This is a genomic window from Cohnella ginsengisoli (genome assembly GCF_029525555.1).
Lineage (GTDB): Bacteria > Bacillota > Bacilli > Paenibacillales > Paenibacillaceae > Cohnella > Cohnella ginsengisoli.
In genome coordinates, this window is sequence record NZ_JAPDHZ010000003.1 from 1,215,347 (window position 1) to 1,239,846 (window position 24,500).

Genomic DNA, 24,500 nt, shown 5'->3' on the forward strand with positions numbered 1-24,500 from the left:
GTCGTCCCAATGAATCTGCTGGGCCCGGATGCCGCGGTTGCCTCCGCCCTGTCCGTGCGTCGGTATGCCGTGGTACAGAATCCAATCCTCCGTACCGTCCTCGGACTTGAGAAATAGCGGCGAGCCCGGTCCGTAGGAGCTGTTTTCATCCGATCTTTTCAGGGCGGGAACAGGGTGTTTGATCCATGATTCCGCTTTCGTAATATCGGAGGACGCATCGGCTACCGAGACGCCGACCGCATAGTTATCGTTCATGAAGCTGCTCGCGGAATAAGCAAAATAGATTTTGCCGTTTCGCTCGACGACCGCGGCGCCTTCGTTGATGTTATCGTTCTTTTTTTCCCAGTCGTACTGCGGCATGGCGACCGTCGTCTCGTCGCCTTCGAGCGTCCACGGGTTCTTCATCTTGACGATCGTCGGACTCTCGTCGAACTTCAGGTTGCCGGGATTTTTAGGGTCGTCGAAATAATAGTATTTCGTATACGTGAAGTATGGTTCGCCGTTCAAGGTGACCACGCCGCACGCCAGGCCGTAGCCTTGCGTATTCAGCAGCCCCTGCTTTGTCGTCGCCTGTCCGTCTTCGTCCGCGTTCGCGGACTCTCCTTTTAGCGTCCAGGTGCCTTCGAAAGGGTCGGAGGACGGGTTCTCCAGCACATAGGAGCTGGGATGTCCGTATCCGAAGCTGTTCTCGGGACCGGAGGAAAAGTAAATATACCATTTTCCGTCCAGCCGATAGATGTACGGGCCCCACACATACCCGAAGTTATCCGGCTTTTTCCACACCATTTTACTTTTGGCGGTGGCTACGCCGAGAAGGGTTTCATGTCTTTTTTAAGGTAATATTGTTATCGCCCGAAGAAGCCGAATAGTAATAGCCGTCGGCAGCCCGCGCGATGGTCGGATCGGCCCCGCCCGTGAGCGGGTTCTGGTAGTTGGAAGTGACCTCGGCATAAGAGGCGTTCGGCAGCAACCATCCAAGGACGATCGTCAAGGCTAGCATCGTCAAACTGATTTTCCGCATCGAAATCTCCTTCTCTCTCTTATTTTTGACCGTTGCCGGTCGGGTCGGCGATTAGCCCTTGACGGCGCCCGCCGCGAGCCCCGAGATGACCTGTCGCTGCATGAGGATGTAGACCAGGATGCTCGGCAGGATGACAACCATCGTGGCGGCGAACATGACGCCGTAGTCGCTGGCGAACTGGCTCTTGAAGTAATAAAGCGCCAGCGGCAGCGTCCGGCTCTGGTTGCCTGTCGTGAGGATGATCGCAAACTGGAATTCATTCCAGCAGAGCAGAAATTGCAGTACGGCCGCCGTACCGAAGCCCGGCCGCGAGATCGGCAGAATAATCTTGAAGAAGGTGCGGATGAACCCCGCGCCGTCCAGATAAGCCGATTCTTCCATTTCCTTCGGAATCGTGAGGAAGTAGCTGGATAAAATATATAACGAGACTGGCAGGCCGAACCCCGCATATACGATGATCAGTCCGATCAGCTTGTCGTACAGTCCGATCGTATTCACGGTCAGGTAGAGCGGTTGGAGCATCGCGGCGCCCGGAATGAGCAGCGATAAAGACAGCAGGACCGTCAGCAGCTTCTTCCCGCGGAATTGGAACCGCGCCAGCACATAGGCGGACATGCCCAGGATCAGCAGGTTAACGGCGGTTCCGAGGATGCCGACGATCACGCTGTTTATGTAGAAGCGTGATAACGGCGCGATCTTGAAGGCCATCGAATAATTCGAGAAGCGAAAGTGGGAAGGCCAGGCAAGCGAATTGGTCAAAATCTCCGCATTCGTCTTGAAGGAAGCCATGAACATCCACAAAAAGGGGCCGAGCGAGAGCAGCACGATAACGAAAACGAACAAATACTTGCAGATAGCCAATGCGATTTTCATTCGATTACTCCAATCGACCCGCTCACGTGGAAGAGCTGCCTATTCTGAATAAATAGCGGACCAGCAGGACAAAGACGATGCCGAAGCCGATGAGGAAGACGCCCACCGCATTCGAATAGCCGAAGTTGTTGTCCATCATGGCGGTCTTGTAGATGTACATCGGCAAGTTCAGCGTCGTATTGCCCGGACCGCCGCCGGTCGTCATCATGATGATATCCATCTTCTGCAGCATGCTTGTGCCGGCGAGAATGACGCAGGTGCCGATGATGTTGCGAAGCATGGGGATGACGATAAACAGGTTGATCTTCAGCTCGCTGGCGCCGTCGATTCGGGCCGATTCGAACAGGCTGTCCGGGATCGCCGCGATCTCCGCCAGGATCAGGATCGTCACGACGGCCGCATAGGGCAGCCAGGTCATCGTAACGGACAGGAACGCCGTCGCGTAGTCCATGAACCAGTTCTGCGCGTATTCAGAATCGCCGAACAGCCGGACGATGCTGTTGACCGCGCCGAAGTTGGGATTGAGCATGCACAGGAACAGCATGCCGACCGCCGCCCCCGAGATGATGTTGGGAAACATAAATACCGTTCTGGCAAACTTCCAATAGAACTCCTTCATGTTCAGGATGATGGCGAATACGAGGCCGATGAGCACGTGAAGCGTCGACTGCAGCAGCACCCATATAGCGGTGTTCCAGAAGCCTTCCTTGAAGCTCGTATCCTTCGCGAACATATCGATGAAATTGCGGAAACCGACGAACGCCGGCTTCAAGCCGGTCGACCACTCGGTAAACGAAGTGCCGAACAAAATGACGATGGATACGGCATAAACGAGCATAAAAAGCGCGATCGTCGGCAACAAAAACAGCGTGATATAGCCTTTATAATTCGTCATTCTTCAAAATCCTTTCGGGCGATCGGACGCCCCCGGCCAACCGGGAGCGTACGATCGCGATTCAGGCTTCCTGCGCCAATTATTTGTTTTTGGCGGCGATGTCGGTCAACTTCTTGGCGATCTCCTCGGCGGTCGACTTGCCGAATACCAGCTCCGGATACAGCAGCTTCCACGCGTCCGTCACATTCGGATAAACGATAGAATCGAGCGAGCCGTAGTGCACCTGCGATTGGTTGCCGACCTCGATCGACTCCACCAGCAGCGGATACTTCTGCTTCAGCGCTTCGGACGGCTGCACCTGATCGGATACCGGCACGACGTTGCCGAATTCGAGCGCGATCCGCTGTCCTTCGAGACCCGTCTTGAAGCGAATGAACTTCTCGGCCGCGTCGCGCGTCTCCTGCGTCTTGCCGCCGTTCATGTAGCCGACTTCATAGGAAGAGATCATGCCGTTCCCCGGGAAGGCGGCGATGCCGACCTTCTGGTCGAAGCCCGCGGCGCACTTCGTCGTATCGCTGAAGTCGCCGATCATCCAAGGCCCGTTCGCGATGATGGCTGCTTTGGCCTGGCAGAAGTTGTTGGCCGCGTTCGCGTAACCGGCGCCAAGCGCGTCCTTGGTCGTGTATTTTTCCAGCATCGTTTTTACTTGATTAAGCGCGCCGATCATCTCGGGCGTATTGAAATCCGACGGGTGCAGCGTGTTCATGAACTTGTTGCCCGCATCCCCGCTGGTGCCTACGATCGAAGCCAGGATCAGGTTTGTCGTCCACGCATTTTCGCCCGTCATCAGCGCCAGCGGCACGAAGCCTGCAGCCTTGAGCTTCTCGTTGTTGCTCATGAACTCGTCCCAGGTCTGCGCCGGCTTGATGCCGGCCTTGTCGAACATTTCCTTGTTGTAGAAATAGCCGACCGTCTGCTTCTGGTCGCTGATCGACCAGACTTTGCCGTCGCGGGTATTGGCGGCAAGCGCCTCGTCGCCGATCTCCTTCGCCCATTCGGGATCCTGGCTGAGGTAATCGTTGAAAGGGGTTGCAAGATTGCCTTTGATCAGAATATCGTTGATCCCGTTCTTGCCCATGACCACGTCGGGAATGTCCCCCCGAGGCCGCCAGAATCTTGATCTTATCTTCATAAGCCGAATCGCTCGGAATCTCTTCGACTTGTACTTCGACTTCCTTGCCGTACTTCTCGTTGAACTGCTTGATCTGCTCCGCTTCCAGCTTGGCCGAAGCGTGCGTGCCGACCCGGTATGTCAAATACTTGATCTTGACCGGCGCCTTCGAAGCCGTCTGTTCGCTCGCTTGCGCCGAAGCCGTCGCCGAAGCGGACGACGAAGCCGCCGGGCTGGCGGACGATTGCGCATTGTTGCCCGACGAAGAGTTGGAGCCGCATGCCGTCACGGACGCCAGCAGCACCGCTGCGCCTGCCATGGCGGCGCCCGTTTTATAGATCGTTTTTTTCACTTTTCTTCCCCCTCCAGAATTTCCGATGCCTATTGCAACCGCTTGCTTGTTTCTCCTCGTAGCGCTACGAGCTCATTATAAGACATAAGGGGAATCGATTTTCGACATCATGTGTTGCGTTATTTTGATGCCTTGCGCCGGGAAGGATCCAAGCGGAGAGGCCGGCACGGCTTTTCTGCCGTTATTTTTATCTTTCTTATGTTTTTTTTGACTTCCTGTCCGCTACGCGGCCCAATGGACCACGTTCTCCTATCCGGAGAAGCGCAAATGGTATTATAATAGCTTTGCTTTCAGTATCGTTCGCCGAGGAGCAGTCATCATGCCGAATGTCCGTAATTGTAAACCCTTACAACAATTGAATGCGCTGGCGAGAATTCCGATCCGTCATAAAATCATCGCTGCCGTTTTTCTGCTCATTCTCCTTCCGATGACCTTGGCCGGCTTTTATTTTCATTGGAGCATCTCTTATATGCTGACCAAGAACGCGAACGAGAATTTATCCCAGCTCATTCATCAGACCAACGACAATATCGAAAACTCCTTTCAAATCATCGATAATACGTCCCTGCATTTCCTATCCAACAAAGCGGTCAGAACCTGGTCCGTCGAGGACGTTTCCCTTGGCGACGACTTTTATAAAAAAGTTCCTGAACAAGAGCGAGATCGAGGAGGATCTCAAGTACAGCCTCATGTTCAACAATGCCTGGAATATCAGCCTGCTGTCGACAGCCTATGTCTTTTTTGACGCGGATAACTTCATCTCCGTCCTGAAGTCGCAGCCTAATATCGAGCAGACCAACCAACATAATCTGAGCGTATACCGGACGGTTAGCAAAAACAAAGTGAGGGGAAAGGAGATTCTGCCGCCCAGCGCCGGCGATCCGACCCTTTACTTCACTCGCATCGTATCGAATATCGACATTCCGACGCAGCGTCTTGTCCTGATCTTCGGTACCAGCGAGGCGGACTTGTCCGCCAAATACGCGGAGCTCATCGGCTTTCCGGGTTCGATGGCCTACATCATCGACAATCGGGGCTTCGTGTACTCCAGCTCGGATAAGCGTCAGCTCGGGCGCCAGGTTCAACCGTCGATCTTGCAGCTCAAAGACAGCACGACCGTGAACGATGTCAACCTGGACGGACAGCCCTACATATTCGCGTCGCAAAGCATCGGCGGCACCGAACTGACGTTTATCGTCGGCATTCCCAAAAAGCAGATCCTCTCCAAATTGTCCGACAGCATCCGGAATTACGTATGGATCATTATGCTCATCGCTTCCGTGTCCACGGCGGCGGGCATTCTGATATCGCTTCGCTTTACCCGGTTCATCCGCGACCTTTTTTCACAGCTTCAACAAGGTCAAGCAGGGCGACTACAACACCGTCATGCCGTCTTACAAAGATATCGAGCTCAATCTGCTCAGCGGCACCTTTAATAAAATGACAGGCGAGATCAAGCATCTGATCGGGGAGGTATACGAGAAGCAGCTGCTCGTGAAGGAATCGGAGATCAAATTTTTGCAGTCGCAGATGAATCCCCATTTCCTGTTCAACACGCTGATCACGATCGGCTACAAAGCCCGGCTGTCCAAGGACGAGACGGTGTACAAGATGGTGACCGCCATGACCGAGCTATTGCAGGCAGGGATCTATTCCGGCGGCTCGGACATGATTCCGATTCGCCAGGAGCTGGAGTTCATCCGATTCTACCTGTACATCCAGAAAGAAAGGTTCGACGATAAATTCGAATACGCGATCGAAGTCGAGGACGAGTCGATTCTGGACCTGCGGCTGCCCAAGCTCAGCATCGAGCCTCTCGTGGAAAATGCCATCGTACACGGACTTGAGAAAAAAGTGGGCAAAGGCACGCTCACCCTCCGTATTCGCAGGGAAGACGATACGATATTCTTCGAGATCACCGACAATGGGCTGGGATTCGAAGGCGGCTTGATGGACGGCGACCCTGCGCCAAGCGCTGCCAAGAAAAAGCCCGGACATCACCATATCGGCCTGAACAACACCAATAAGCGAATCAAGCTGATCTACGGAGATGCCTATGGCATCGATATCGAGAGTCGTATGAACGAAGGCTCCAAAGTAACGGTTCGCATACCTGCAGATCGGGGGGGAATTGTCCTATGTATAAAGTCATGATCGTCGATGACGAAGCGGTCATTCGAAAGGGACTCATCTGCTTCATCGATTGGGCCGCGCTGGATTGCGAGGTGGTCTGCGAGGCCGGCGACGGTCTCGAGGCCGTGAAGCTGCTTGACGCGCATCAAGTGGACATCATCGTGACGGATATTCGCATGGCCGGCATGGACGGGATTGAGCTGACGCGCTTCGTCTACGAGAACGATCCGCATATCAAGGTGATCCTGCTCACGGCGTTCGCCGATTTTACGTACGCGCAATCCGCCATCCAATACCAGGCCGTCGACTTCGTCGTGAAGACCAATCCGAGCGAGAAAATCCCGGATGCCATCCGCAAAGCCAAGCAGCTGCTGCTGAAGGAAAAAGACCGCGAGCGGAAGCTGATCCAGCTGGAGAATATGATCGAGGACAGCAGAAGCGAAGTCCGCGAGAAGTTTCTAAAGGACGCGCTGTGCGGCATCGTGGCCGATCAGGCGGCGCTCTTGAACGGCGTCCGCGAGCTTGGCGTTCAGCTGGCCGATTACTTTATCGTTCACGTCGAGATTCATGACGGCTCGGACCTCCGCGAGACGGACATAGCTGCCTCCGAGGACTTCCACAAATTTGCCGACGCCATTCAGCAGTATCTATCTCTCGCTTTTCAAGCGGATCCCCACGATATGCTCGTACTCAATCCCCATTCGCTGTCGGCCATCGTGTCCTACCCGGGTCGCCGGCCCGACGACTGCCTCCGAACGCTCGCCGAGACCTGCGACGAGATTCTGCTCATGGCCGAGAGCTTCATGCGCTTCTCCGTCAGCATCGGCATCAGCGGCATGCATCGGGACGTGACGACCCTCGCCTCCGCCTACGCGGAGTCCTGTCAGGCCATGGAGGGCAGCTTTTACAACGAAAATCATGTATCGGTCTATGCGCCCCGCTCCGAACGCGTCCCGGCGATCGAAGCCAGACCGTATAATGTCGCCCAGCAGGTCAACGAATGTCTGCAAGCCGGACAATACGACACGGCCATCCAGCGATTGAACCAATGGATGGACAAGTACAGGCTCGCCAAAGAGCCGGTTCAGAACATCAAAGCCGCGTGCTTGCTGATCGGCACGTACTGCTTCAAGCTGCTGGAGACCGGGCAGCCGGCGGCTTCGATCCAGGCCGGGGACGAATCCTCTCTCTACAAGCAAATCCAGGAGAGCAAGAGCATCCATAGCCTGCTGCATATCGTCGAGAAACTTATCGTCGAGCTCTCGGACGTCCTATCCAGCGACAGGCCGCACAATTATATCGTCATCGAGACGCAGAAGTTTATCCGCGAGAACTTCAACCGGAATCTGACGCTGCAGATCATCGCCGACCATATCCACGTCAACAGCAGCTATCTCAGCCGCCTGTACAGGCGGGAGACCGGCGAATCCATCGTCGACGCGATCAACAAGCACCGGATCGAGATCGCCAAGCGATTGCTGAAGGACCCTTCCAAAAAAAGTATCCGAAGTCGCCAGCGCCGTCGGGATCGATACGCCGGCTTACTTCACGCATGTGTTCACGAAGTATACGGGGGGTTAGTCCGAAGAAGTATAAGGTGAACGTATATATGAGCTGAGGGACGAAGTCTCTCTGCATTAAAAAACCTTCCGAGTGAACCTGGTCGGAAGGTTTGGAGCGATGTTGACGAGTCATAACGAAGCCCACACTTTTTCAAGCCACGTATCAAAGTCCGCGCCTCTTTCGCCTTCGTAAGCATCGTAGACGTCGAGCCTCATCTTTTTTTAGCTTCTCTTTAAATTCTTCGAAGGAGTGACCTGCCGGCAAGCTTTTCTTAATTCGCACCAGAATTTTGGTAACGCCTTTTATCAGGTCGCCTTTTTTCCTCGTCGGCGGTTGAACGTCTTCGCCCAATTGCTTGAGCTTATGATATGCCGCCTCTTGAACTTGATAGACCGTGTCGTTATTCAACCTGTGTTTGAGCACGTCGATCGTTTTAGGGGTGTTCCACCGACCTAGCTCCTCCACGGCGTTCAAACGTTCTCTCCAGCTGGACGTTCGATTCGCGGATCCCTTCAGCTCTTCATAATTCGGAGGCAACTCATTCTTTACTTCATCTATGCTCAATCGAATCCATCCCGTCCTTATGATTGTTCGCGCATTGTGATACGCATCCATTCTATATAGTATAGGCTTCATTTCTAACAAGCAACACGCTGCGCCCTGCCCAACTTTCCACTCATCTCTGCCGGCAACCAAAAAGCGCCCCGTCAGGGACGCCTCATGCTCTCATGCTCTCATGCTATTATGCGCTCATGCTCTCCATCCGTGCCTTACACGCCGTCCGCTCCCCGCAGCCGAACCAGCTTGCCTTCGCCCGGCTCAAGGCGAATCGTCACCGCAGGTGCCTGATCAAAGACGATGACGGCTTCGGCCGGATCGTCGTGACTGCGGTTGACCACGAACAACGCATCGGGCCGTCCGTCGGCGGAGAAACAACCCGATATGACCGGGTCTCCTTCCAATGCGATTACCGGTCCGAAGGACGGCAAGACGCGTTCGACGCCCTCCGGTTTGTCCCCGCATACGAGCATGCCTTCCGGCTGCAAAGCCTGCAGAACCGGACCCACGACGGCAAGCTCGTTGTTTATTCGTTTTACCCTTTCGTATTGTTCGGTTCTGGAGCCGTCCTTGCGGATGAGCGCTTCCCCGAAGGTCTCGTTATTCCAATCCTCGGGCGACCAATAGGTAAAGTATTGGATCCCCACCGCGCCGAACGCAAGGCTCAGATTGACCTGCCAACGAAGCTCCGCCTCATTCGGTTCCCTGTACTTGCCGTTGAACGACAGCGTCTGAATGAACAGCCAAAACGGCACGCCGTGCCGGCGGCAAGCTTCGCTAATCGACCACAGGTTACTAAAATAATCCGGCTTGTTCTTGTTCATGAGCAAAGGATAATGGTCGTACGACAACACCTTGGGCTTAAACGTGCTGAGGAATTGCTCCAAATAGTCCGCGTAAGTATCCGTCCCCCACATCGGGGGCTTCGCATACGTCGGCAGCAAATTGACGTACGCCAGGCCGTCGGGCACATGGGCGTAGTAGCTGTCGGCAAGCGCGGCCAACCGTTCGAATTCCTCGGCGCCCGGCTCGTCGAAGAACAAATGCCCCATATAGGCGGGATGCCCGGCATACGGGGCGACGAGCGGCCCCATTTCCGACAACTCGGACAAGGCCAGGTTTTTCACGCGCGGGTCGCTGACCAGGTACTTGAGGCCGTTCGCCTGGGCGCAATCGAGCGCCTTGATGACCGTCTCCTCGCCATCCTCGATCTCCCTGAATCCGATGACGAAAGTAAAGCCGCCGTCGCGTATTTCTTTATAACGCTCGACCGAAATCTCGGAAGCCGGAGGCGGCACCCACATCCCGACCGGAAACGATTGTTCGCCGACAAAAGAAGCCTTGCCCATGTCCTGATCCCCCCTGCCTACATATAGTGAATTTGCGTTCGGTACTGCGCAAGCAGCGCTTGGTTATAGGCGTCGCCGCCATCCCGATTGCCCGACATGAACACCGGCGGCGTCATGCCGCGTTCGACCAGGAGCCGAAGCGTCTCCGAGATGACCGCGTGCATGATCGTAATGCCGGTAACCGTGGAGATGGCTCCCGTCTTGACCGGCAGTCCCGCGAGCTCCAATACCGCGTCTCCTTCCGGACACATCAGATCCAAGACGAAATCCGCGATCTCGTACAGGCGATGTCCGCTGGCATGCCGGCTGGCAACGGCTTGGGAGTACGCCATCGAAGTTAACGCGATGACGGAAATTCCTCTCTCCCGCGCCCATAAGGCCATCTCTACGGGAACGTCGTTGCGTCCCGACACCGAAGCGACGATCAATACGTCCCCGGATTCGATCGGCGAGTCCGACAAAACAGCCTCCGCAATTCCCGATATTCGTTCATATCGGCTCGTGAGCGTCACCGGACGAACGTCGAGCGTCATGCCGGGCAGGAAAATCGGATTGATGAGCAAAAAAACCGCCGGCCCGGTAATACGCTTCCTGGGCGAACAGGCTGGAATGGCTGCAGCCCGTCATATAAATCGATCGTCCGCTCTCTACCTTATCCGCGAGCAGCGCCGCGACGGCGGTCATCGCATCGCGCTGCTCGCTCTGAATCCGCCGTACCGCCTCGGCGACGCTTTGGCAGTATTCCGAGATCGGGTCCATCTCAATGTCCCGTCTCTTGATAACGCTGCCTCTGCGTTTCGTTAAACTTGTCGCTGCCAGGGTTATTAATCGACTTGAGCACGGTCGGCTTGATCCCTCGCTGCAGGAGGATCTGAACCGTCCTGGCTTCGATCGCCCACATGATGACGGCCGACGAGATGCCGGATGCCGGACAGATCGGCGCGTCCATATCCGGCACCTCGATCATGGCATCCAGCGCAGGCGCGCAGTTGTCGATCGCCAGGTCGGCCATTTCGAACAACCTTTTGCCGCTGGAATGGTCGCTCTTCAAGAGCCGCGAGTAAGACAGGCTCGTGAGGGCGATGACCGTGACGCCCGACCGCCGCGCTTCGAACGCGAGGTCGACGGGAAATACGGTTTTGCCCGATACGCTGCCGATGACAAGGACATCGCCGGGATGGACGTTGCTCGACTTCAACGCATGCTTCATGAGACCTTCAAGGTTGCGGTCCTTCTCCCCGTCCTGGGGGCGCTTGCGGACGTCGTTGTTCATTTCGAACTTCATGGAGAGCCGTTTGAAGCTGTATAACCCTCCCGCTCTATCGATCAATTCGCTGTCCAGCATGTGGCCGGTATCGAATACGTGAATGCCTTTTCCCTGCTCGATTGCCGCAGCGATGAGTGCCGACGCCTGATCGATCGCCGTACTTTGCGTTTCCTCCACCCGTTGTATTAATTCATTAATCTTTTGAAAGTAAACTTGTTTGAGATCGAACGGTTGTGCAAGGATAACCATACGCCTCCCTCAGAACAAAATAAAAATTCGAAATAGACCAAGTGCTTTCATTTTCTTTCGTTATTTAACGATTTTATTATATTTCCCTGCTTTTACACTGTCAATTTTTATATTTATTTCGTTTTCATTGTTAATCGTAAGGTTTTAATATAAAATTATCCTACATCCGCCTGTATATCGCCTCGCGCAAGGAGTGATCGACGATGTTCGCTTCGCAAAGAAGAGACGAGATCTATAAGCTGGCCCAGGATCGTCAATTCATCTCGGTTGCCGAGCTAAGCCGTATGTTCCAGGTATCCGAAGTCACCATCCGGTCCGACCTCAAGCTGCTGGAGCAGCAAGGCAAGATTACGAAAAACTACGGAGGCGCGTCCATCTTCAGAGAAGACGTGCAGCCGCTTTCTACAACATCCCGATTATTGAGCGATATAAAAGCCGCGATTGCGCATGAGGCATCCGCTTTGATCGAAGAGGGCGACAGCCTCTTCCTCGATTCCAGCTCGACGACTATCCTGCTGGCCGACGCGATTGCCAAGATGAGCCATGTGACGGTCATTACGAATTCCATCCCGATCTTCGACAAGCTGAAGGAATATCGGAACGGAACGGTGATCGGCATATCCGGCACCTTGAATCCGTACACCCAATCGTTCGTCGGCCCCTTCGCCGAAGAGATGGTGTCGAAGCTAAGGGTGAGCAAAGCCTTCATCGCGCCGAAAGGCATCTTGCCGGAAGGGCTGCGGGACAATATCGTGCAGGAAGCGGCCATTCGCCACAAAATGATCGCGTCCGCCGACAAGGTTGTCGTGCTCGCGGATCATAGCAAGTTCAATAACGAGAACGTCGTCTTCAGCATCAGCAGCTTCGACAAGGTTCAGCACGTCGTCACAAACCAAGCCCTGACAGCGCCGTTCAACAGCCTTTTTCAGCAGAAAGGAATCGATATTCGGGTCGCTAACCTGACGTAGGCGGAGGATGTCCGATGAGATATGTCGCATCGTTGGATGGGGGCGGCACGAAGCTTAGCTGCCTGATCGCCGACGAACGAGGGAAGCTGGTGGGCCGGGCGATCGCGGGCTCGACGAACTCCCAGTTCGATAGCGTTGAAGAAATTCAGTCCGCGATTCGCTTGGGCGTTGCCGACGCGCTAGCGTCCGCGGGAATCGCGGCTTCAGACCTCTCCACGGTATATTCCGCGATGCCCGTCCTTCAGATCGAGATCGTCGAACAAGCGCTGGACACGCTTGTCGGCGGGAATACGGCCCTTCATATCTCGGACGAATTTACGTTATCCCTGTTCGGCGCCATCCAAGAGCGGCATGGGAGCCTCGCGCTGGCGGGCACCGGATCGTTCGCCGGCGTGCGCAATCGCGACGGTTTTTCGGCTGTCGGCGGCTGGGGCGCCATGATCGGAGACGAGGGCTCGGGGACGTACATCGGCCAGCAGGCGTTGGCGGCTTGCGCCCTCATGACGGATGGGCGCGGTCCGCCCACGATGCTATTGGAGCATATTCTGCGCCTTTGGCATCTTCCCCGCCTGTTGGACGTGATGATCAAGCTCTATGCGATGAAATTGAACGTGCAGCGCACGATTGTCGCCTCACTCTGCCCGCTCGTCGGGCAATGCGCCGCATCGGGCGACGAGGTCGCCGTCCGTATCCTGAACGACGCCGCCGGACAACTCGCCGATCAAATGGTTCACTTAATCGGGAAGACCAACGCGCAAGAATTGCCGCTTACGGTATCGGGTGGCGTATGGAAGTCAAGCCCGCTGCTCTTCCAGGCGTTCGGCCGGCGCGTGCAGGCAAGTTACCCGCACGTCGTCATCCTCCCGCCGAAGTTCGACCCCGTCATCGGAGGTATCTTGCTTGGGCTGGAGGAATTGGGGGTGGATACCAGACAGCTCGAGCAAGCTTCGTACGGCGACTTCGCATTTCCCTGCCTGTATGCGGATTGCGGTTCGACCGGCGAAGCTGCCCAAGCTTTATAAACAGATTGAATGGACCTGGTGACAGACGTCATCAGGTCCATTCTACATGTCTCCTACAAGTTACTGACCGGACGTTAACAGGTGTGGGCGAATGCACATATACTGTGGTCGATTTCAATTCGTATAGAGGAGTCCTGAAATGAAAAATCAAAATTTGAAGGAAAAATACCGGCGCATCCCTTTAAAAAAACTCCCCGGCTTAAGCATGGCCGAAGAATACCCCAAGATTCTAAGCCAGGCGAGGCCTCCTTTGCCCCCCTTTCGAACAGAGGAGAAAATGCAATGGCCGGATTGGAAAAATGCGTCGATCGCGCTTTTCGAATTCCGATTTTTTTAAGCACGACGGGTACGTTAAACAATCTGCAGCAATCATTTTTGAACCGTCTCATTTTGGAAATCGAGGACGCTCTGCTTTTCCCGCGAACGTTGCCCGACAGCGAGCAATACCCCGAAACCGTCCTAACCAACATTCGCCGTTTAGTCCTATCCAGCTACGGACTTCTGGCAATCGACTTCCGAAGATTTTTCGTTCAAGTCTTGAAAACCAACGCGGGACAACCGCCTGCCGCGAATCCGTTTTGGCAAGGTTCCGTTTTTCTACAAATCGAACCATCAATGGCTTTTCAATTCGGTCTTCCCATCTTATTGGTACGGGAAAAGGGGACCGATGTAAATAATGGATTATGGCAAGGAGGCGTCGCGCCGCTCAATATTCTGGTCGAGTGGGATTCAGACAATCAGTCCATCGATCAGTTTTTTGGCAGCGTTCAATGGAGAGAAGTTTTTGCAAACTGGGCGGCAGAAGTAAGAGCGAATTATTATATTCGAACGGAGCCTTTGATCAGATTCCCGACCTGACGTCCGCGTCAACAAGTCAAGCCGTATACCCGATCGGGATGACGCGCCGTTTAACGACGATCCCGTTACGCACGGTGAACTCCACGATGTGGAATATTGGCGTCCGCGTTCCTTTCAAAAACCCCTGTTTCACGAGCGGCGCTCCCGCTCCTCCGGATATGACGTAGCGAGTTCCCTGGAAGGTCAACGAATCAAAAGCGTGTACATGACCGAGCAGAACGTGACCTGCCTTGCCGCGGATCGTATTCAGAAATCGCGTCAATTGCCCGTTCTGATTGCCGAAGGTCGATTCGGGATCCTTAAAATAGTTCGGGTTCCCCCCACTTTCCGATTCTGGGCGGAACGTGCATCAGCACAAGCGTGTTTTTCGATGCCTTTTTCAGCTTCCTGTTCAGGAAGTTCAATTCCGTTGGCGGGAAACCATAAATCGGCTCGTTATTTTTATCCAGACCCAATTGCCGAATATTGTTAAGACCGATGATCGTTGTTTTGATGCGCGGCAGGTTGATTCCGAATCGCGTAGGTCCGATAAAGGTTCGGAAATTTTTCAGCGGTCCGTTGATGCCGGTCCGATCGTGGTTGCCCGGCGTGATAAAAAAAAGGGATGTCGGGCACGCCTTTTTTTCGGATCTTGAATCAGTTGAAGGAGACTTTTGACGGGAAGTTTGTCGGTGTAGATTCCTCCCGTTTTAAATTCCTTGGCTGTCCCCGTAAATACCGCGTCCCCGCTATGCAATATAAATAACGGCTTCTTTTTCAAGGAACGGACTGCCGACAGAGCCAGCCCAAAAATGGTATTGCTCGCTTGACCGTCCCCCGCCCAGCCGTCGCCCATAAAAACGAACGTGAATTCATTCGGATTTTTCAACTTCCGCACCTGGCATCGAAGACGCCGCGCGGAGGTTTGGAACAACGATGCCGCATTCATCGTCGCCCGGGATTTTAAACGCAATAGGAATCACGTTCCTTTCTGTTCGTCTGTGCCCATCGTATGAACCGGAGATAGGCGCCGCAACGGCATCTGCCTATCTCTATACGTGAAACAGCGCGGCCTGTCTTCAAATTTATACGGCATCTTTATGTCATATACACAAGCCTCTTGCGGCCAACCTCATATGATTTAGGATCAACGAATGAGGAGTGGTGCATTTGGCTGCCATCAAGGCTGGAGATTGCGTGGGCATTTTATATCTCACTACGATGGGGGCGCCGGCTACCGTTCATGACGGCGTTCTCGTTGCGCCTAGCAGTCTGGATCCTAAAACTTATAATGGGCCGGTTACCATCCTGCATTACAACATCGACAGGAAAACGGGGCATCTTTTTCGCCAACTGATCACGGTCACGCCTATTGAAATCCGTAAAACGCCATTTAATAAAAGCGACCAGAACGGGCGCTGCACCGGATCGATCCCTTCGCCCGCGATCCCGGCCGGATCCTGCGTTGCCGTCAAATTCAAAGTGACGCCATCGCCCGCATTCCCCGCAGGACGGGAAGTGAAGAACGGCAGATTGCTCTGTCCGATCAAAAACGGAAACCTGCCTCCGAACGAAGTATGGATCTACCATTGGCTAGTAAAAAAATCCGAACAGCGATTCGCCAAGTTTAAAATTGGAGCTTAAAAAAATACGCCGGCGTTACGTATGTCGAAAAAGCGAGAGTATATCCGCTCCCCAAATCCGTAAAACGGGTAACCCGGCCGGTCAAGCGAAGAAGCGTTTGATTTCTGTTCTGCACTGTACTGCAATCGCAAAGAGACGCGTGGGAATCCCGGCGTCTCTTCAGCGCGTCTGTTCAGCTTTACTTTCTATTCCTTTCTATTAGCGCGGAGACGATCGTCCTACTTGCTCTTGGTTGCCGGCAACGAACCAGCTTGTCCGAGCCAGGTTCCAGCCTTATAAGGGGCAGCCTGCTGCCAAGAAGCGCCCTGAAGAACAGCCAAGCGAAAAACCCCGCTTCCGATAATAACGGAAACGAGGTTGTTTCAGCTTTTGCGCTTAATGGATCAGATCGGCGGCCTGAAGCAGTCGGCGTACGATCACGGCGGCTTCCGCGCGCGTGAGATTGGCTTCTGGATCAAGCTTGCCGCCCCGTCCCTTCAAGAGGTTCAGGTTTACAGCGCTAGCGATAGAGGAACGCGCCCAGCTTGGCACGTCGCCGCCATCGGCGAAGGCGCTCAGCGAACGATTCGCTTCATCCGTCGTCAGCGAGGCGTCCAGCTTGGCGATCGCACCCGCACGAATCAGCACGGCCACCGCTTCTTGACGCGTAATGTTCCGGTTCGGACGGTACGTCCCGTCGACATATCCGTCGATCAGGTCATAGTCGGCCGCAGCTTGAACGGCTCCCGCGTACCAGCTGCTTGACGCAACGTCCGAAAAACCGCCAGTATAGTTCTTCGGTTGAATCCCAAGCCCCCGCGTCACGATCGCCGCAAATTCCGCTCTCGTAATCGCCGCGTTAGGCATAAATTCCTTGTCGCTTACGCCTTCGATGATGAGACGTGAAGTCATGTCGTTCACTTCGGCGCTCGCCCAATGCGCGCTCACGTCCTCCATTGCGCGAGGATTGTAAATGACGGAATAGGTGCTGTTGGTCAAGCTGCTGATTTTCGCGTAATATTTGCCGTTCTCTTGTACGACGACCGTCGGCTCGTGATGCAGCGCTCCGTCGTCAGTCAGCACGACGCCCGTCGTGATGCCGCTTGGCGATACATCGTCCGGAATCGCGATTTTCCGTTCGACGTATCCGTTAAACTTGTTCACGGGAACGGTCTGCGAACCGTAGACAGCGGTAATCTCGAAGTCTACCGGATTTCCGATCGTTTGAAGTTGCCCGGTCTTCGCAGCCTCCCGCACTTGAGCCGTCTTATCGGCGGACGATGCGGAAATTTGAATGCGGATCGCCATATCCTGAAGGTTCGTGCCTGCACCAAGCTGCGCGGACAGTCCGCCGATATCGATCAGGGATGCCGGGATCGTATACGTGCCTTTGCCGGTTTGAATTTGAAGCTGCGCAGCGTTGGCCTCCAGCGCCTTGACCACGCTTCCGTTCAGCTCGCCGATGACGTCGTCGCTGCTACCGCCGACCGGAATGGTCAACAGCTTGTTGTTTTCCCGCGACAGCTTGTCCAGCACCTTCTGGTTGTCCAGCTTAACCGTCGTGACGGTACGGCCGCCTAGCGTTTGCTGCTGAGAAGTCGCCAGTTGATCCTGCTTCACGCCGTCTACCCAGATCTCGACGCCCGGGTTCGCCGGTGTCGTCGACGAAGAAGGCAACTGCGGCGCATTGTTGACCGTTACGTTCGCTTCGGCCCGGTAATCGCCGTAAACGGCGGTAATGACCGTTTGACCGGCAGCGACCGCCGTCACCATTCCCGCAGCGTCAACCGTAGCGACTTCCGTATGGCTGGAGCTGTAGGCAACGCCGGCGCTCAGCACGAATGTGCTGTCATCGGCATAGACCGCGGTCGCTGCCGATTGGTGCGTGCTTCCGACATCCAGCGAATAATCGGAGCTATCAAGCGTAATGCCCGTTATGGCAGGAGGGAGCGGCGTGTCGCTGACCGTCACGGTCGCCTGAGCCTGATAATTGCCGTACTGGGCCGTGATCACCGCTTCGCCGGCCGCGACCGCCGTCACCATACCCGAAGCGTCAACCGTGGCGACTTCCGAATGGCTGGAGCTGTAGGTCACGCCGGAGCTCAGCGCCTTCGTACTTTCGTCGTCATAGACGGCGGTCGCTGCCGATTGATGCGTCCCGCCGACGTTCAGCGAATAGGCGGCGCTATCCAATTTAATGCTCGTTATGGCGGCAGGGAGCCCCCATACCGCGCTGAGAACCTTCGTTTGGGTCATCACGATCGTGTCGCCGGGCGCATATTCGACAGTGGTACCGCCCTGCGAGCTCCAGCCTTTGAACACATATCCCGGTTTGGCCAGGTCGCCTTGATCGGCCACGATCGCGGTTTCGTTCGGCAGGTAACCTTCGGGCGTCGCCGCCAGGGACATGCCTGTGCCGCCGTTGCCGTCATAGACGAGAGCCGCTCTCAGCGTAGAGATATTGCCCGCTAAATAGTTGGTTCCGTAAACATAGCCGGCGCTGTCGCCCGCGACGTCAAAAATTTGATAGAGGTTAGATGCATTCGAAAGGATGCCGATCTCCGCCCAATCCCCGGAGCCGCCGCCGCTTTCGAGCTTCATGACTTTGGATAGGCCCTGGAGCCCTGCCATATTCGCTGCCCATACGTTATCGTACCTGTCGATACCGATTCCGTAAGCCATAAACGGAATCGCAGCGCTCGGGGAAGACGAAGACGCAGGCGTAATATCCGTCCAATTCGTATCGCCCGCCGCCAGCTTGAGAACCTGATACGGACTCGTCGTGCCGCTGCTCTGGTTCATTTTCATATTGGTGATAAAGACGTCTCCCGCGCTGTCGACTGCGATATCGATCGGATAGGTGACAGCGCTCGTCGCGATATCCGTCCAAGTCGATTGGGCTTGATTCCATTTCCAAATGCGCGGCGTAACGGTCGATTGGGTGTCGGATTTGCCGTCGATCACATATACGTTGCCTTGCTTGTCTACGTCGACGCCCATGGCATACTTCAATCCCGGCGGCGTGATCGACTGCCAAGCGGTGGTATCGTGAGTCAACTTCAACAGTCTGGCTGTATTGGGGGTCGTGTTATTAGAAGTACCCATCGACCAAGTATTGTCGGCAACGTATACATCGCCGGCGTCATTCACCGCGATGCCGATCGGCGTCGTCACGCCGGAATCGTAAGTAATATCGCTTGACGTTTGACCGTTATCCGACAGCTTCTCGATTTTGCCGGAATGAAGAGAGCTGACGCTGCCGAGGGATAACGGAGACCGTACTTTGGAGATATAAAAATGATCGGCATTGTCGATGTCCATAAACAACGGAATGTAGATATCACCGGGATTCGCAGGAAGCTGAGGCGGATACAATTGATACGCGGGATCCGTATAATTCACCCACGTGAGAGAACCGGTGTAAGCCGGAGCCTGCGGCGTCGGTCTGGCATACGCTTTGCCGCCTCCCCATCCGGACGGCATCAGCAGCGTGACGGCCAGCAAGCTTGAAAGAATTCCCCATTTTTTCGATTGGTTCGTCATAGATTTCATCGTTGTCTCCTTTTTTATTGAGCGATATCCTTCCTTAAATCAACCCGGAAGCTTGCAGAAGTCTTTGAATCACGGTGGCAACCTCAGCCCTTGTAATAGATGCCTTCGGCGCAAGCAAGGCGGTACCACGTCCGGACACAAGACCGGCCTGCACGTTGTCTTGAACGCCGCTTCGCGCCCAGCCGGACACGTCTGACGCATCTTTATACGACCGAAGCATGGCATCGTCCGATTGCGCAGGCAGCTTCGCCCTCAGTCCGGTGATCGCCATCGCCCTGGACACAATCGCCATGGCCTCTTCCCGCGTAATCTCGTCGTTCGGCCGGAAGGTGCCGTCCTCGTAACCGCGAATCAGTTCATAAGCGGACGCCGCGTCGATCGCGCCGCCGAACCAATCCGATGCCTTCACGTCGGAGAATGCCGCCGTCCCGTTTTCCAACTTCAGACCCAATCCGCGTACAACAATAGCTGCAAACTCGGCTCGGGTAATCGCTCGATCGGGACTGAATCGCCCGTCTCCCGTACCGTCGATGACCATCCGCGAGCCCATGTCGTTAACGGCGGCTTTCGCCCAGTGATTCGCGACATCGGAAAATTCGAGCGGATGCCAAACGACCGCGTACGTGCTGTTGGTTAGGCTGTTGATTTTCCCATTGTACCGACCATCGACGAGCACGATCTTGGTCGGTACGTGCCATTGTTTTGTTCACTCGCCTTCATGCTGATACATGCATAGGTCATTATAGCGGGAGCGATGTTGCAAAATTGTTGCAAAACAAAAAAAAGGAACCCGCTTCGGTAAGCAGGTTCCTCCATGCAATAGAGTCATTCAGTTAAGTCGCGAATAAACGCGGTCAGCGTGCCGCCCGGCAACGTCCCTAGTTCGGCACGGAGCAACTTGGCGTACCCCTCATAATAAGCGGCCGCGCGTTGGACGCCGCTGATGCGATGATGAAGCTTCAACGCCGACATCCGCAACGCTTCGTCGTAAGGGTCGTGTTCGATCAGCAGCTCGGCCAGCAGCAATGTCTTGAGCGGCTCCGTATCGGTTCGATCGTAATACGAGAGCAGCTTTTTCCCCAGGTGCAGAAAATACTGGCGATACTGCTTGCGGCAGGGCTCGCACCAGGCGCCGTCGAACGCTTGCAGGAACGGTCGGCTGCAGCGCTGAACGTGCTGTTCGATATGCGCCAGGTTGTCCGGCCCGGGCTCGACGGCGTCCAGCACGAACAGCTCCAATTCGACCGCGTCTACCCCCAGCTCCTCTTCGGGCAAGACCAGCCTGTAGCCGTTTTTCACAGAAGCCAGCGCCAGCGCCGAGCCGCCATCCCGTAAAGTCTTGTTGATTCTGCTCACCGTGCTTCGGAGATTGATGCCCGCCTTTTCCTCATTCTGGCTCGACCAGAGCGCCTCGAACAGATCCCACTTGCTGACTTCCTTCTCCCAGGGCTGAAGAAGCATATAAGCGAGCAGCTCCGCGCACTTGGAAGTGACCCAGCGTACGGGCTCCGCACTTCCGTCCAAATAAAGCGCGAACTGCCCGAACAATTCTACGGCAACCGTCCGTTGCTCGCCGCCGTCTGCGGCGCCTGTGCGGTGCTGCCGCCTTTTTGCGACTCGTTCCAGCGAACGCCGCAAATCCTCTTCCATTACCGGCTTGAGCAAGTAGTCGAGCGCATTGACCCGGAACGCATCGATGGCATATTGATTGTGGGCGGTAATAAACACGACCTCCATGTCGAGTTTGTCCGCATATAGCCGCTCCGCGATCTCAAGTCCGTTCAGCTCCGGCATTTCGATATCCAAAAAGAGTACGTCGGGCTGCAGCGCTCTGGCCATTCCGAGCGCCTCGTGCGGATTCGCGCAGCAGCCCAGCACCGCCACGCCGGCGCCGGCCAGCATCCGGTCGATCTGCTCCGCAACCAACGGCTCGTCGTCTACGATAACGGCTCTCATCGTCCTTCGCCCGCCTCTCCCCATGCATCTTCCTCTTCCGCCCTTGCGAGGGAAGGAATCAGGAAGGAGATCGTTGTTCCCTTGCCCTGCAAGCTCTCGATCCGCAAGCCTTGCCCATATTCATTCATCAGCCGCTTATGCACGTTGATCAAGCCGATGCTTCCATCCATCCGCTCCGGCTTCAGCATCCGATTCAACTGCTCGTCGGTCATGCCGACCCCGTCGTCCTGAACGGCAATTCGCACCCCCTCCCGCTCCACCTTCGCCCGAATGACCACCGTGCCTCCCGACAGCCGCTTCATAATGCCGTGGCGTATCGCGTTTTCAACGAGCGGCTGCAGGGTCAGTGCCGGAATCAGCGGCTCCGCCTGGACATCCGAATCCCACTCCACATGCAGACGTGCGCCGAAACGAGCCTTTTCCAACTCGATGTAGGACTTGGTGAGCGACAATTCGCGCTTCAGGCTGACCTTGGCGTGACGGGGATCGAGATCGAAGCTGAGCCGCAAATAATTGCTGAACTCGCCCAGCAGCTTGCCCGCCCGCGCGCCGTCGTTGTAGCATAACGAGATGATGCCGCTGAGCGCGTTGTAGACAAAATGCGGTTTGATCTGCGATTGCAAAAACAGCGTCTCCATGCGAATGGCCTGCTCGACCGCTCCCTTTAATTGAAGCAGCGTCTCGACCCGGGCCAGCAGCTCCTTGCCGCTGAACGGCTTCACCAGGAAGTCGTTGGCTCCCGCCTCGAAGCCCATCGCGACATCGGCCGGCGAGTTGCGCACCGTGAGCAGCAAGACGGGCAGCTTATAGAGCGGGTACTCCGCCCGAATGCGCCTGCACACCTCATACCCGGAGAGCTCGGGCATCATCACGTCGAGCAGAACGAGCGACAGATCGCCGCGATGCTGCCGGATCAGCTTAAGCGCGTCGGCTCCATTGTTCGCCGCGAGAAGGCGATACCGGCTGGGCGCAAACAACTCTTGAAGCACCTTGATGTTGGAGGCATCGTCATCCACCAGCAAGATCTTTACCTTGCCGGATGGCACCGCCTCATGCGTCGGCGTCTCTTCAGTTGTCTTCGGGCTCATCCCGGCCGACGGCTGCAGCTCCGGACCGGCAGCGACTTGTGCCGCGGCCGCCCCCGTCTCCCGCTGCGCCGCATCCGCCTCCGGCAGCCGCAGCTCGAATGCGGATCCTTTTCCCGGCTCCGAGCGCTTCAGCGCCAGATCGCCTTTCATTTGCAGCGCAAGCGCCTTCGAGATCTTAAGTCCCAGGCCGGACGATTGGAATGCCGAACCCGCCGGTTCTCCTTCGCTTGCATAAGCGTCATTCTTGAAAAGCCCCTGCTGCCTCTCTTCGCTCATCCCGGCGCCGGTGTCCGCAAACGTCAGATGCAGCCAGCCCTCTCGAGACTCGGCGGCGATCGAGACGTTTCCTTGCTCCGTATATTTCAACGCATTGCCGACCAGATTCACGATAATCTGCTTCAGGCGGTCCTCGTCGGTGAACAGATAGTGGGTTCCCGGAGGCACCCGATTGATGAGCCGTACCTGATCGTTCTTGCGCATGTACTTAAGCGCTTCGAGCGTCCCCTGCACCGTGCCGCCGATATCGAAAAGCCGGTCGTGGAACGCCAGACTGCCGCGCTGCAAGCTCTGAAAATCGATAATATCGTTGACCAGCGTAGAAAGGCGGTTCGCCTGGCCGATAATGAAATCCAAATTTTCGCGATGCCGCTTCGTTAACCCCGCGCCGCTCTGATCGATGACAACCTGCGCCAAATTGATGATGCCGTGGAGCGGCGTCTTGAACTCATGCGACGTGTGGACGAGGAATTCGTCTTTCTGGCGGTCGTAGGCAATGAGCTGCTCGGCCAATCGCTCGTTGCGCACGAACGCCTCGCGAGCCCGGTCCGACATCAGGAACGATTGCGATAGAACGAGCAGCAGCGGCGTGACGATCATGTAATACGGGTTGTCCAACGCCAACTGATAGCGGGTCTGCGCATACACCCAGCTGATAATAAGAAAAAATAATCCCGTCAAAATATAGTAAACCTGAACCCCGCTGTTCCGGTAACGGAAAATCCAGCGGATCACGAAAGCGAAGGCGGCGATATGAAGGGCGATCCCCAGCCAAAGAATATGAACTAAATAGGCGTTCGGAATGACGGTCAGCACGGCCAGAAACGCAATGGAAACCCGGCTCAGCCACTTGTATTCCCAGCCTCCCTTATAGTCCAGGTACAAATAGACATAGAGCGCAAACGACAGGATCGAAACGTAAGGCAGAATAAAAAGCATCTTCTGCAAAAATAGGAAGGACATCGCGGGAAACATGGACGCCATGACGATCTCGTTGTCGAAACTGAAGAACAACCCCAACGACAGGCAGAACAGACTGAAAAAGAGGAGATAAGGCTCCTTCCTCCATTGCTTGAACGTACCTGCGAAATAAATGCCGAATACGAGCATCGTGGTAATGACGATCATATCCGCAAGCCGCGCGTTATCTCGTCTGGCCCATACATCGTCCATCAGACCGAATTCCGGCGCTTGCACCAGTCCGCCTTCCATGTAGCGGTAGCTGGCGATCTGAATGAGGATATCGACGGTACCGTTATCCGCTTTGATCGTACCGATAAACGGAAGGTTGCTCGGTACGAACCGGTCCGCCGACAGAGCGGGATTGCCGGTACCGCCAAGGTCCGCTCCGTTCATGTAGACGCGGCTGGACAAGCGAATCTTTTTTGCCTCTGAAGCTATAAAAATTCGGGTCGCTCACCGCGATGCGCAGGCGATACGTCCCCGCGCCGTAACCGCTGCCGGAGGTGCCGGAACTTTTCCAGCCGCCCGGCACGCGAACGATTCGGCGCTCTGCCTCGAGTGCCTTGCCATTTGCGAGAAAGTCCTGCGGCGTCAGCAGCTTGTTCTCGTAAAACTCCCACTCTCCGCGCAGCGGCACGATCCCCTGCTTCGCAAAACTCCATTCCCTGGCGTCCAACACCCCTGCTCGCGCTTCGGGGTACTGAAACGTGGGTTTGAGCCACTCATAAATAAATAGCGATGACACGACGGTAAATACACCGATCATGCCGAGCAATACCGTCAATTGTTTTCGCATCGTAACCGTTTGCCGTCCCATTTTCATATTCCACCAAAGATACCCGCT

21 protein-coding genes and 2 pseudogenes are annotated in these 24,500 nt (G+C 55.4%); 8 read left to right on the forward strand and 15 right to left on the reverse strand.

Translation table 11 applies throughout. The annotated features are described in order from the left end of the window. Window positions 1-3 precede the first annotated feature (3 nt). The 5 genes and pseudogenes from OMP38_RS16890 to OMP38_RS16910 all read right to left on the reverse strand — a co-directional run. Window positions 4-792, reverse strand: a pseudogene (locus OMP38_RS16890) (family 43 glycosylhydrolase); the annotation flags it as partial. Window positions 793-820: 28 nt separating this feature from the next. Beyond that, window positions 821-1,021: a hypothetical protein gene (locus OMP38_RS16895; RefSeq protein WP_277566166.1), complete on the reverse strand. Its 201-nt coding sequence runs from the start codon at window positions 1,019-1,021 to the stop codon at window positions 821-823. A 51-nt stretch (window positions 1,022-1,072) separates the two neighbouring features. Next, complete coding sequence (locus OMP38_RS16900) at window positions 1,073-1,894, reverse strand: carbohydrate ABC transporter permease (RefSeq protein ID WP_277566167.1); 822 nt, start codon at window positions 1,892-1,894, stop codon at window positions 1,073-1,075. A 22-nt stretch (window positions 1,895-1,916) separates the two neighbouring features. After that, window positions 1,917-2,789, reverse strand: a complete 873-nt coding sequence (locus tag OMP38_RS16905) for a carbohydrate ABC transporter permease (RefSeq protein ID WP_277566168.1) — start codon at window positions 2,787-2,789, stop codon at window positions 1,917-1,919. Between the two features lie 79 nt (window positions 2,790-2,868). Then, complete coding sequence (locus tag OMP38_RS16910) at window positions 2,869-3,921, reverse strand: ABC transporter substrate-binding protein (protein WP_420869666.1); 1,053 nt, start codon at window positions 3,919-3,921, stop codon at window positions 2,869-2,871. A gap of 59 nt (window positions 3,922-3,980) precedes the next feature. Between OMP38_RS16910 and OMP38_RS16915 the strand changes: the two genes are divergently transcribed. The 4 genes from OMP38_RS16915 to OMP38_RS16930 all read left to right on the forward strand — a co-directional run bounded on the left by OMP38_RS16915 (window position 3,981) and on the right by OMP38_RS16930 (window position 7,986). After that, window positions 3,981-4,238 (forward strand): hypothetical protein, encoded by a 258-nt coding sequence (locus tag OMP38_RS16915; RefSeq protein WP_277566170.1) that lies wholly within the window; start codon window positions 3,981-3,983, stop codon window positions 4,236-4,238. A 634-nt stretch (window positions 4,239-4,872) separates the two neighbouring features. Next, on the forward strand, window positions 4,873-5,688 hold the full coding sequence (locus tag OMP38_RS16920) for a PDC sensor domain-containing protein (RefSeq protein WP_277566171.1): 816 nt from the start codon (window positions 4,873-4,875) through the stop codon (window positions 5,686-5,688). After that, entirely contained in the window at window positions 5,639-6,406 is a 768-nt protein-coding gene (locus OMP38_RS16925; RefSeq protein WP_277566172.1) for a sensor histidine kinase, read from the forward strand. The genes OMP38_RS16920 and OMP38_RS16925 overlap by 50 nt, the downstream gene beginning before the upstream one ends. Continuing rightward, on the forward strand, window positions 6,391-7,986 hold the full coding sequence (locus OMP38_RS16930) for a response regulator (RefSeq protein ID WP_277566173.1): 1,596 nt from the start codon (window positions 6,391-6,393) through the stop codon (window positions 7,984-7,986). Before OMP38_RS16925 ends, OMP38_RS16930 begins: the two co-directional genes overlap by 16 nt. A 90-nt stretch (window positions 7,987-8,076) precedes the next feature. On the opposite strand, the pseudogene OMP38_RS16935 reads toward OMP38_RS16930, so the two are convergent. From OMP38_RS16935 to OMP38_RS16955, 5 genes and pseudogenes are all read right to left on the reverse strand, one after another. Next, window positions 8,077-8,512 (reverse strand): annotated as a pseudogene (locus OMP38_RS16935) (HEAT repeat domain-containing protein). A 206-nt stretch (window positions 8,513-8,718) separates the two neighbouring features. Continuing rightward, a complete protein-coding gene (locus tag OMP38_RS16940) occupies window positions 8,719-9,855 on the reverse strand; it encodes a beta-galactosidase (RefSeq protein WP_277566174.1) in 1,137 nt (378 codons plus the stop codon). Between the two features lie 17 nt (window positions 9,856-9,872). After that, entirely contained in the window at window positions 9,873-10,388 is a 516-nt protein-coding gene (locus tag OMP38_RS16945) for a sugar isomerase domain-containing protein (protein WP_277566842.1), read from the reverse strand. Beyond that, window positions 10,345-10,614: an SIS domain-containing protein gene (locus tag OMP38_RS16950; RefSeq protein ID WP_277566175.1), complete on the reverse strand. Its 270-nt coding sequence runs from the start codon at window positions 10,612-10,614 to the stop codon at window positions 10,345-10,347. The genes OMP38_RS16945 and OMP38_RS16950 overlap by 44 nt, the downstream gene beginning before the upstream one ends. Before the next feature lies 1 nt (window position 10,615). Beyond that, the gene (locus OMP38_RS16955) at window positions 10,616-11,371 is read right to left on the reverse strand and encodes a sugar isomerase domain-containing protein (RefSeq protein WP_277566176.1); all 756 of its coding nucleotides are present in this window, start codon (window positions 11,369-11,371) and stop codon (window positions 10,616-10,618) included. A 203-nt stretch (window positions 11,372-11,574) separates the two neighbouring features. On the opposite strand from OMP38_RS16955, the gene OMP38_RS16960 reads away from it, so the two are divergent. The 4 genes from OMP38_RS16960 to OMP38_RS16975 all read left to right on the forward strand — a co-directional run bounded on the left by OMP38_RS16960 (window position 11,575) and on the right by OMP38_RS16975 (window position 15,842). Continuing rightward, on the forward strand, window positions 11,575-12,339 hold the full coding sequence (locus tag OMP38_RS16960) for a DeoR/GlpR family DNA-binding transcription regulator (RefSeq protein WP_277566177.1): 765 nt from the start codon (window positions 11,575-11,577) through the stop codon (window positions 12,337-12,339). 14 nt (window positions 12,340-12,353) lie between these two features. After that, window positions 12,354-13,361, forward strand: coding sequence for an N-acetylglucosamine kinase (locus tag OMP38_RS16965; RefSeq protein WP_277566178.1), 1,008 nt, complete (start codon window positions 12,354-12,356; stop codon window positions 13,359-13,361). 282 nt (window positions 13,362-13,643) lie between these two features. Then, a complete protein-coding gene (locus tag OMP38_RS16970; RefSeq protein ID WP_277566179.1) occupies window positions 13,644-14,219 on the forward strand; it encodes a hypothetical protein in 576 nt (191 codons plus the stop codon). Window positions 14,220-15,368: 1,149 nt separating this feature from the next. Beyond that, window positions 15,369-15,842: a hypothetical protein gene (locus OMP38_RS16975; protein WP_277566180.1), complete on the forward strand. Its 474-nt coding sequence runs from the start codon at window positions 15,369-15,371 to the stop codon at window positions 15,840-15,842. Window positions 15,843-16,217: 375 nt separating this feature from the next. On the opposite strand, the gene OMP38_RS16980 is transcribed toward OMP38_RS16975, so the two are convergent. The 5 genes from OMP38_RS16980 to OMP38_RS17000 all read right to left on the reverse strand — a co-directional run bounded on the left by OMP38_RS16980 (window position 16,218) and on the right by OMP38_RS17000 (window position 24,473). Beyond that, a complete protein-coding gene (locus OMP38_RS16980) occupies window positions 16,218-19,373 on the reverse strand; it encodes an S-layer homology domain-containing protein (RefSeq protein WP_277566181.1) in 3,156 nt (1,051 codons plus the stop codon). 34 nt (window positions 19,374-19,407) lie between these two features. Then, window positions 19,408-20,049 carry an S-layer homology domain-containing protein gene (locus OMP38_RS16985; protein WP_277566182.1) on the reverse strand — a complete coding sequence of 214 codons (642 nt, stop codon included), beginning with the start codon at window positions 20,047-20,049 and terminating at the stop codon, window positions 19,408-19,410. A gap of 149 nt (window positions 20,050-20,198) precedes the next feature. Further along, on the reverse strand, window positions 20,199-21,329 hold the full coding sequence (locus OMP38_RS16990; protein ID WP_277566183.1) for a response regulator: 1,131 nt from the start codon (window positions 21,327-21,329) through the stop codon (window positions 20,199-20,201). Further along, the gene (locus OMP38_RS16995; RefSeq protein ID WP_277566184.1) at window positions 21,326-24,049 is read right to left on the reverse strand and encodes a hybrid sensor histidine kinase/response regulator; all 2,724 of its coding nucleotides are present in this window, start codon (window positions 24,047-24,049) and stop codon (window positions 21,326-21,328) included. Before OMP38_RS16995 ends, OMP38_RS16990 begins: the two co-directional genes overlap by 4 nt. Next, window positions 23,949-24,473 carry a hypothetical protein gene (locus OMP38_RS17000; protein WP_277566185.1) on the reverse strand — a complete coding sequence of 175 codons (525 nt, stop codon included), beginning with the start codon at window positions 24,471-24,473 and terminating at the stop codon, window positions 23,949-23,951. Before OMP38_RS17000 ends, OMP38_RS16995 begins: the two co-directional genes overlap by 101 nt. Window positions 24,474-24,500 lie beyond the last annotated feature (27 nt).

What these genes read in the sequence shown, in the direction of transcription:
- OMP38_RS16955 (WP_277566176.1), bottom strand. Translation starts at nt 11,371, where the DNA reads ATGGTTATCCTTGCACAACCGTTCGATCTCAAACAAGTTTACTTTCAA.
- OMP38_RS16910 (WP_420869666.1), bottom strand. Translation starts at nt 3,921, where the DNA reads ATGAAGATAAGATCAAGATTCTGGCGGCCTCGGGGGGACATTCCCGAC.
- OMP38_RS16960 (WP_277566177.1), top strand. Translation starts at nt 11,575, where the DNA reads ATGTTCGCTTCGCAAAGAAGAGACGAGATCTATAAGCTGGCCCAGGAT.
- OMP38_RS16965 (WP_277566178.1), top strand. Translation starts at nt 12,354, where the DNA reads ATGAGATATGTCGCATCGTTGGATGGGGGCGGCACGAAGCTTAGCTGC.
- OMP38_RS16905 (WP_277566168.1), bottom strand. Translation starts at nt 2,789, where the DNA reads ATGACGAATTATAAAGGCTATATCACGCTGTTTTTGTTGCCGACGATC.
- OMP38_RS16940 (WP_277566174.1), bottom strand. Translation starts at nt 9,855, where the DNA reads ATGGGCAAGGCTTCTTTTGTCGGCGAACAATCGTTTCCGGTCGGGATG.
- OMP38_RS16945 (WP_277566842.1), bottom strand. Translation starts at nt 10,388, where the DNA reads ATGACGCTCGACGTTCGTCCGGTGACGCTCACGAGCCGATATGAACGA.
- OMP38_RS16970 (WP_277566179.1), top strand. Translation starts at nt 13,644, where the DNA reads ATGGCCGGATTGGAAAAATGCGTCGATCGCGCTTTTCGAATTCCGATT.
- OMP38_RS17000 (WP_277566185.1), bottom strand. Translation starts at nt 24,473, where the DNA reads ATGGGACGGCAAACGGTTACGATGCGAAAACAATTGACGGTATTGCTC.
- OMP38_RS16995 (WP_277566184.1), bottom strand. Translation starts at nt 24,049, where the DNA reads ATGAACGGAGCGGACCTTGGCGGTACCGGCAATCCCGCTCTGTCGGCG.
- OMP38_RS16980 (WP_277566181.1), bottom strand. Translation starts at nt 19,373, where the DNA reads ATGAAATCTATGACGAACCAATCGAAAAAATGGGGAATTCTTTCAAGC.
- OMP38_RS16900 (WP_277566167.1), bottom strand. Translation starts at nt 1,894, where the DNA reads ATGAAAATCGCATTGGCTATCTGCAAGTATTTGTTCGTTTTCGTTATC.
- OMP38_RS16895 (WP_277566166.1), bottom strand. Translation starts at nt 1,021, where the DNA reads ATGCGGAAAATCAGTTTGACGATGCTAGCCTTGACGATCGTCCTTGGA.
- OMP38_RS16990 (WP_277566183.1), bottom strand. Translation starts at nt 21,329, where the DNA reads ATGAGAGCCGTTATCGTAGACGACGAGCCGTTGGTTGCGGAGCAGATC.
- OMP38_RS16930 (WP_277566173.1), top strand. Translation starts at nt 6,391, where the DNA reads ATGTATAAAGTCATGATCGTCGATGACGAAGCGGTCATTCGAAAGGGA.
- OMP38_RS16950 (WP_277566175.1), bottom strand. Translation starts at nt 10,614, where the DNA reads ATGGACCCGATCTCGGAATACTGCCAAAGCGTCGCCGAGGCGGTACGG.
- OMP38_RS16925 (WP_277566172.1), top strand. Translation starts at nt 5,639, where the DNA reads ATGCCGTCTTACAAAGATATCGAGCTCAATCTGCTCAGCGGCACCTTT.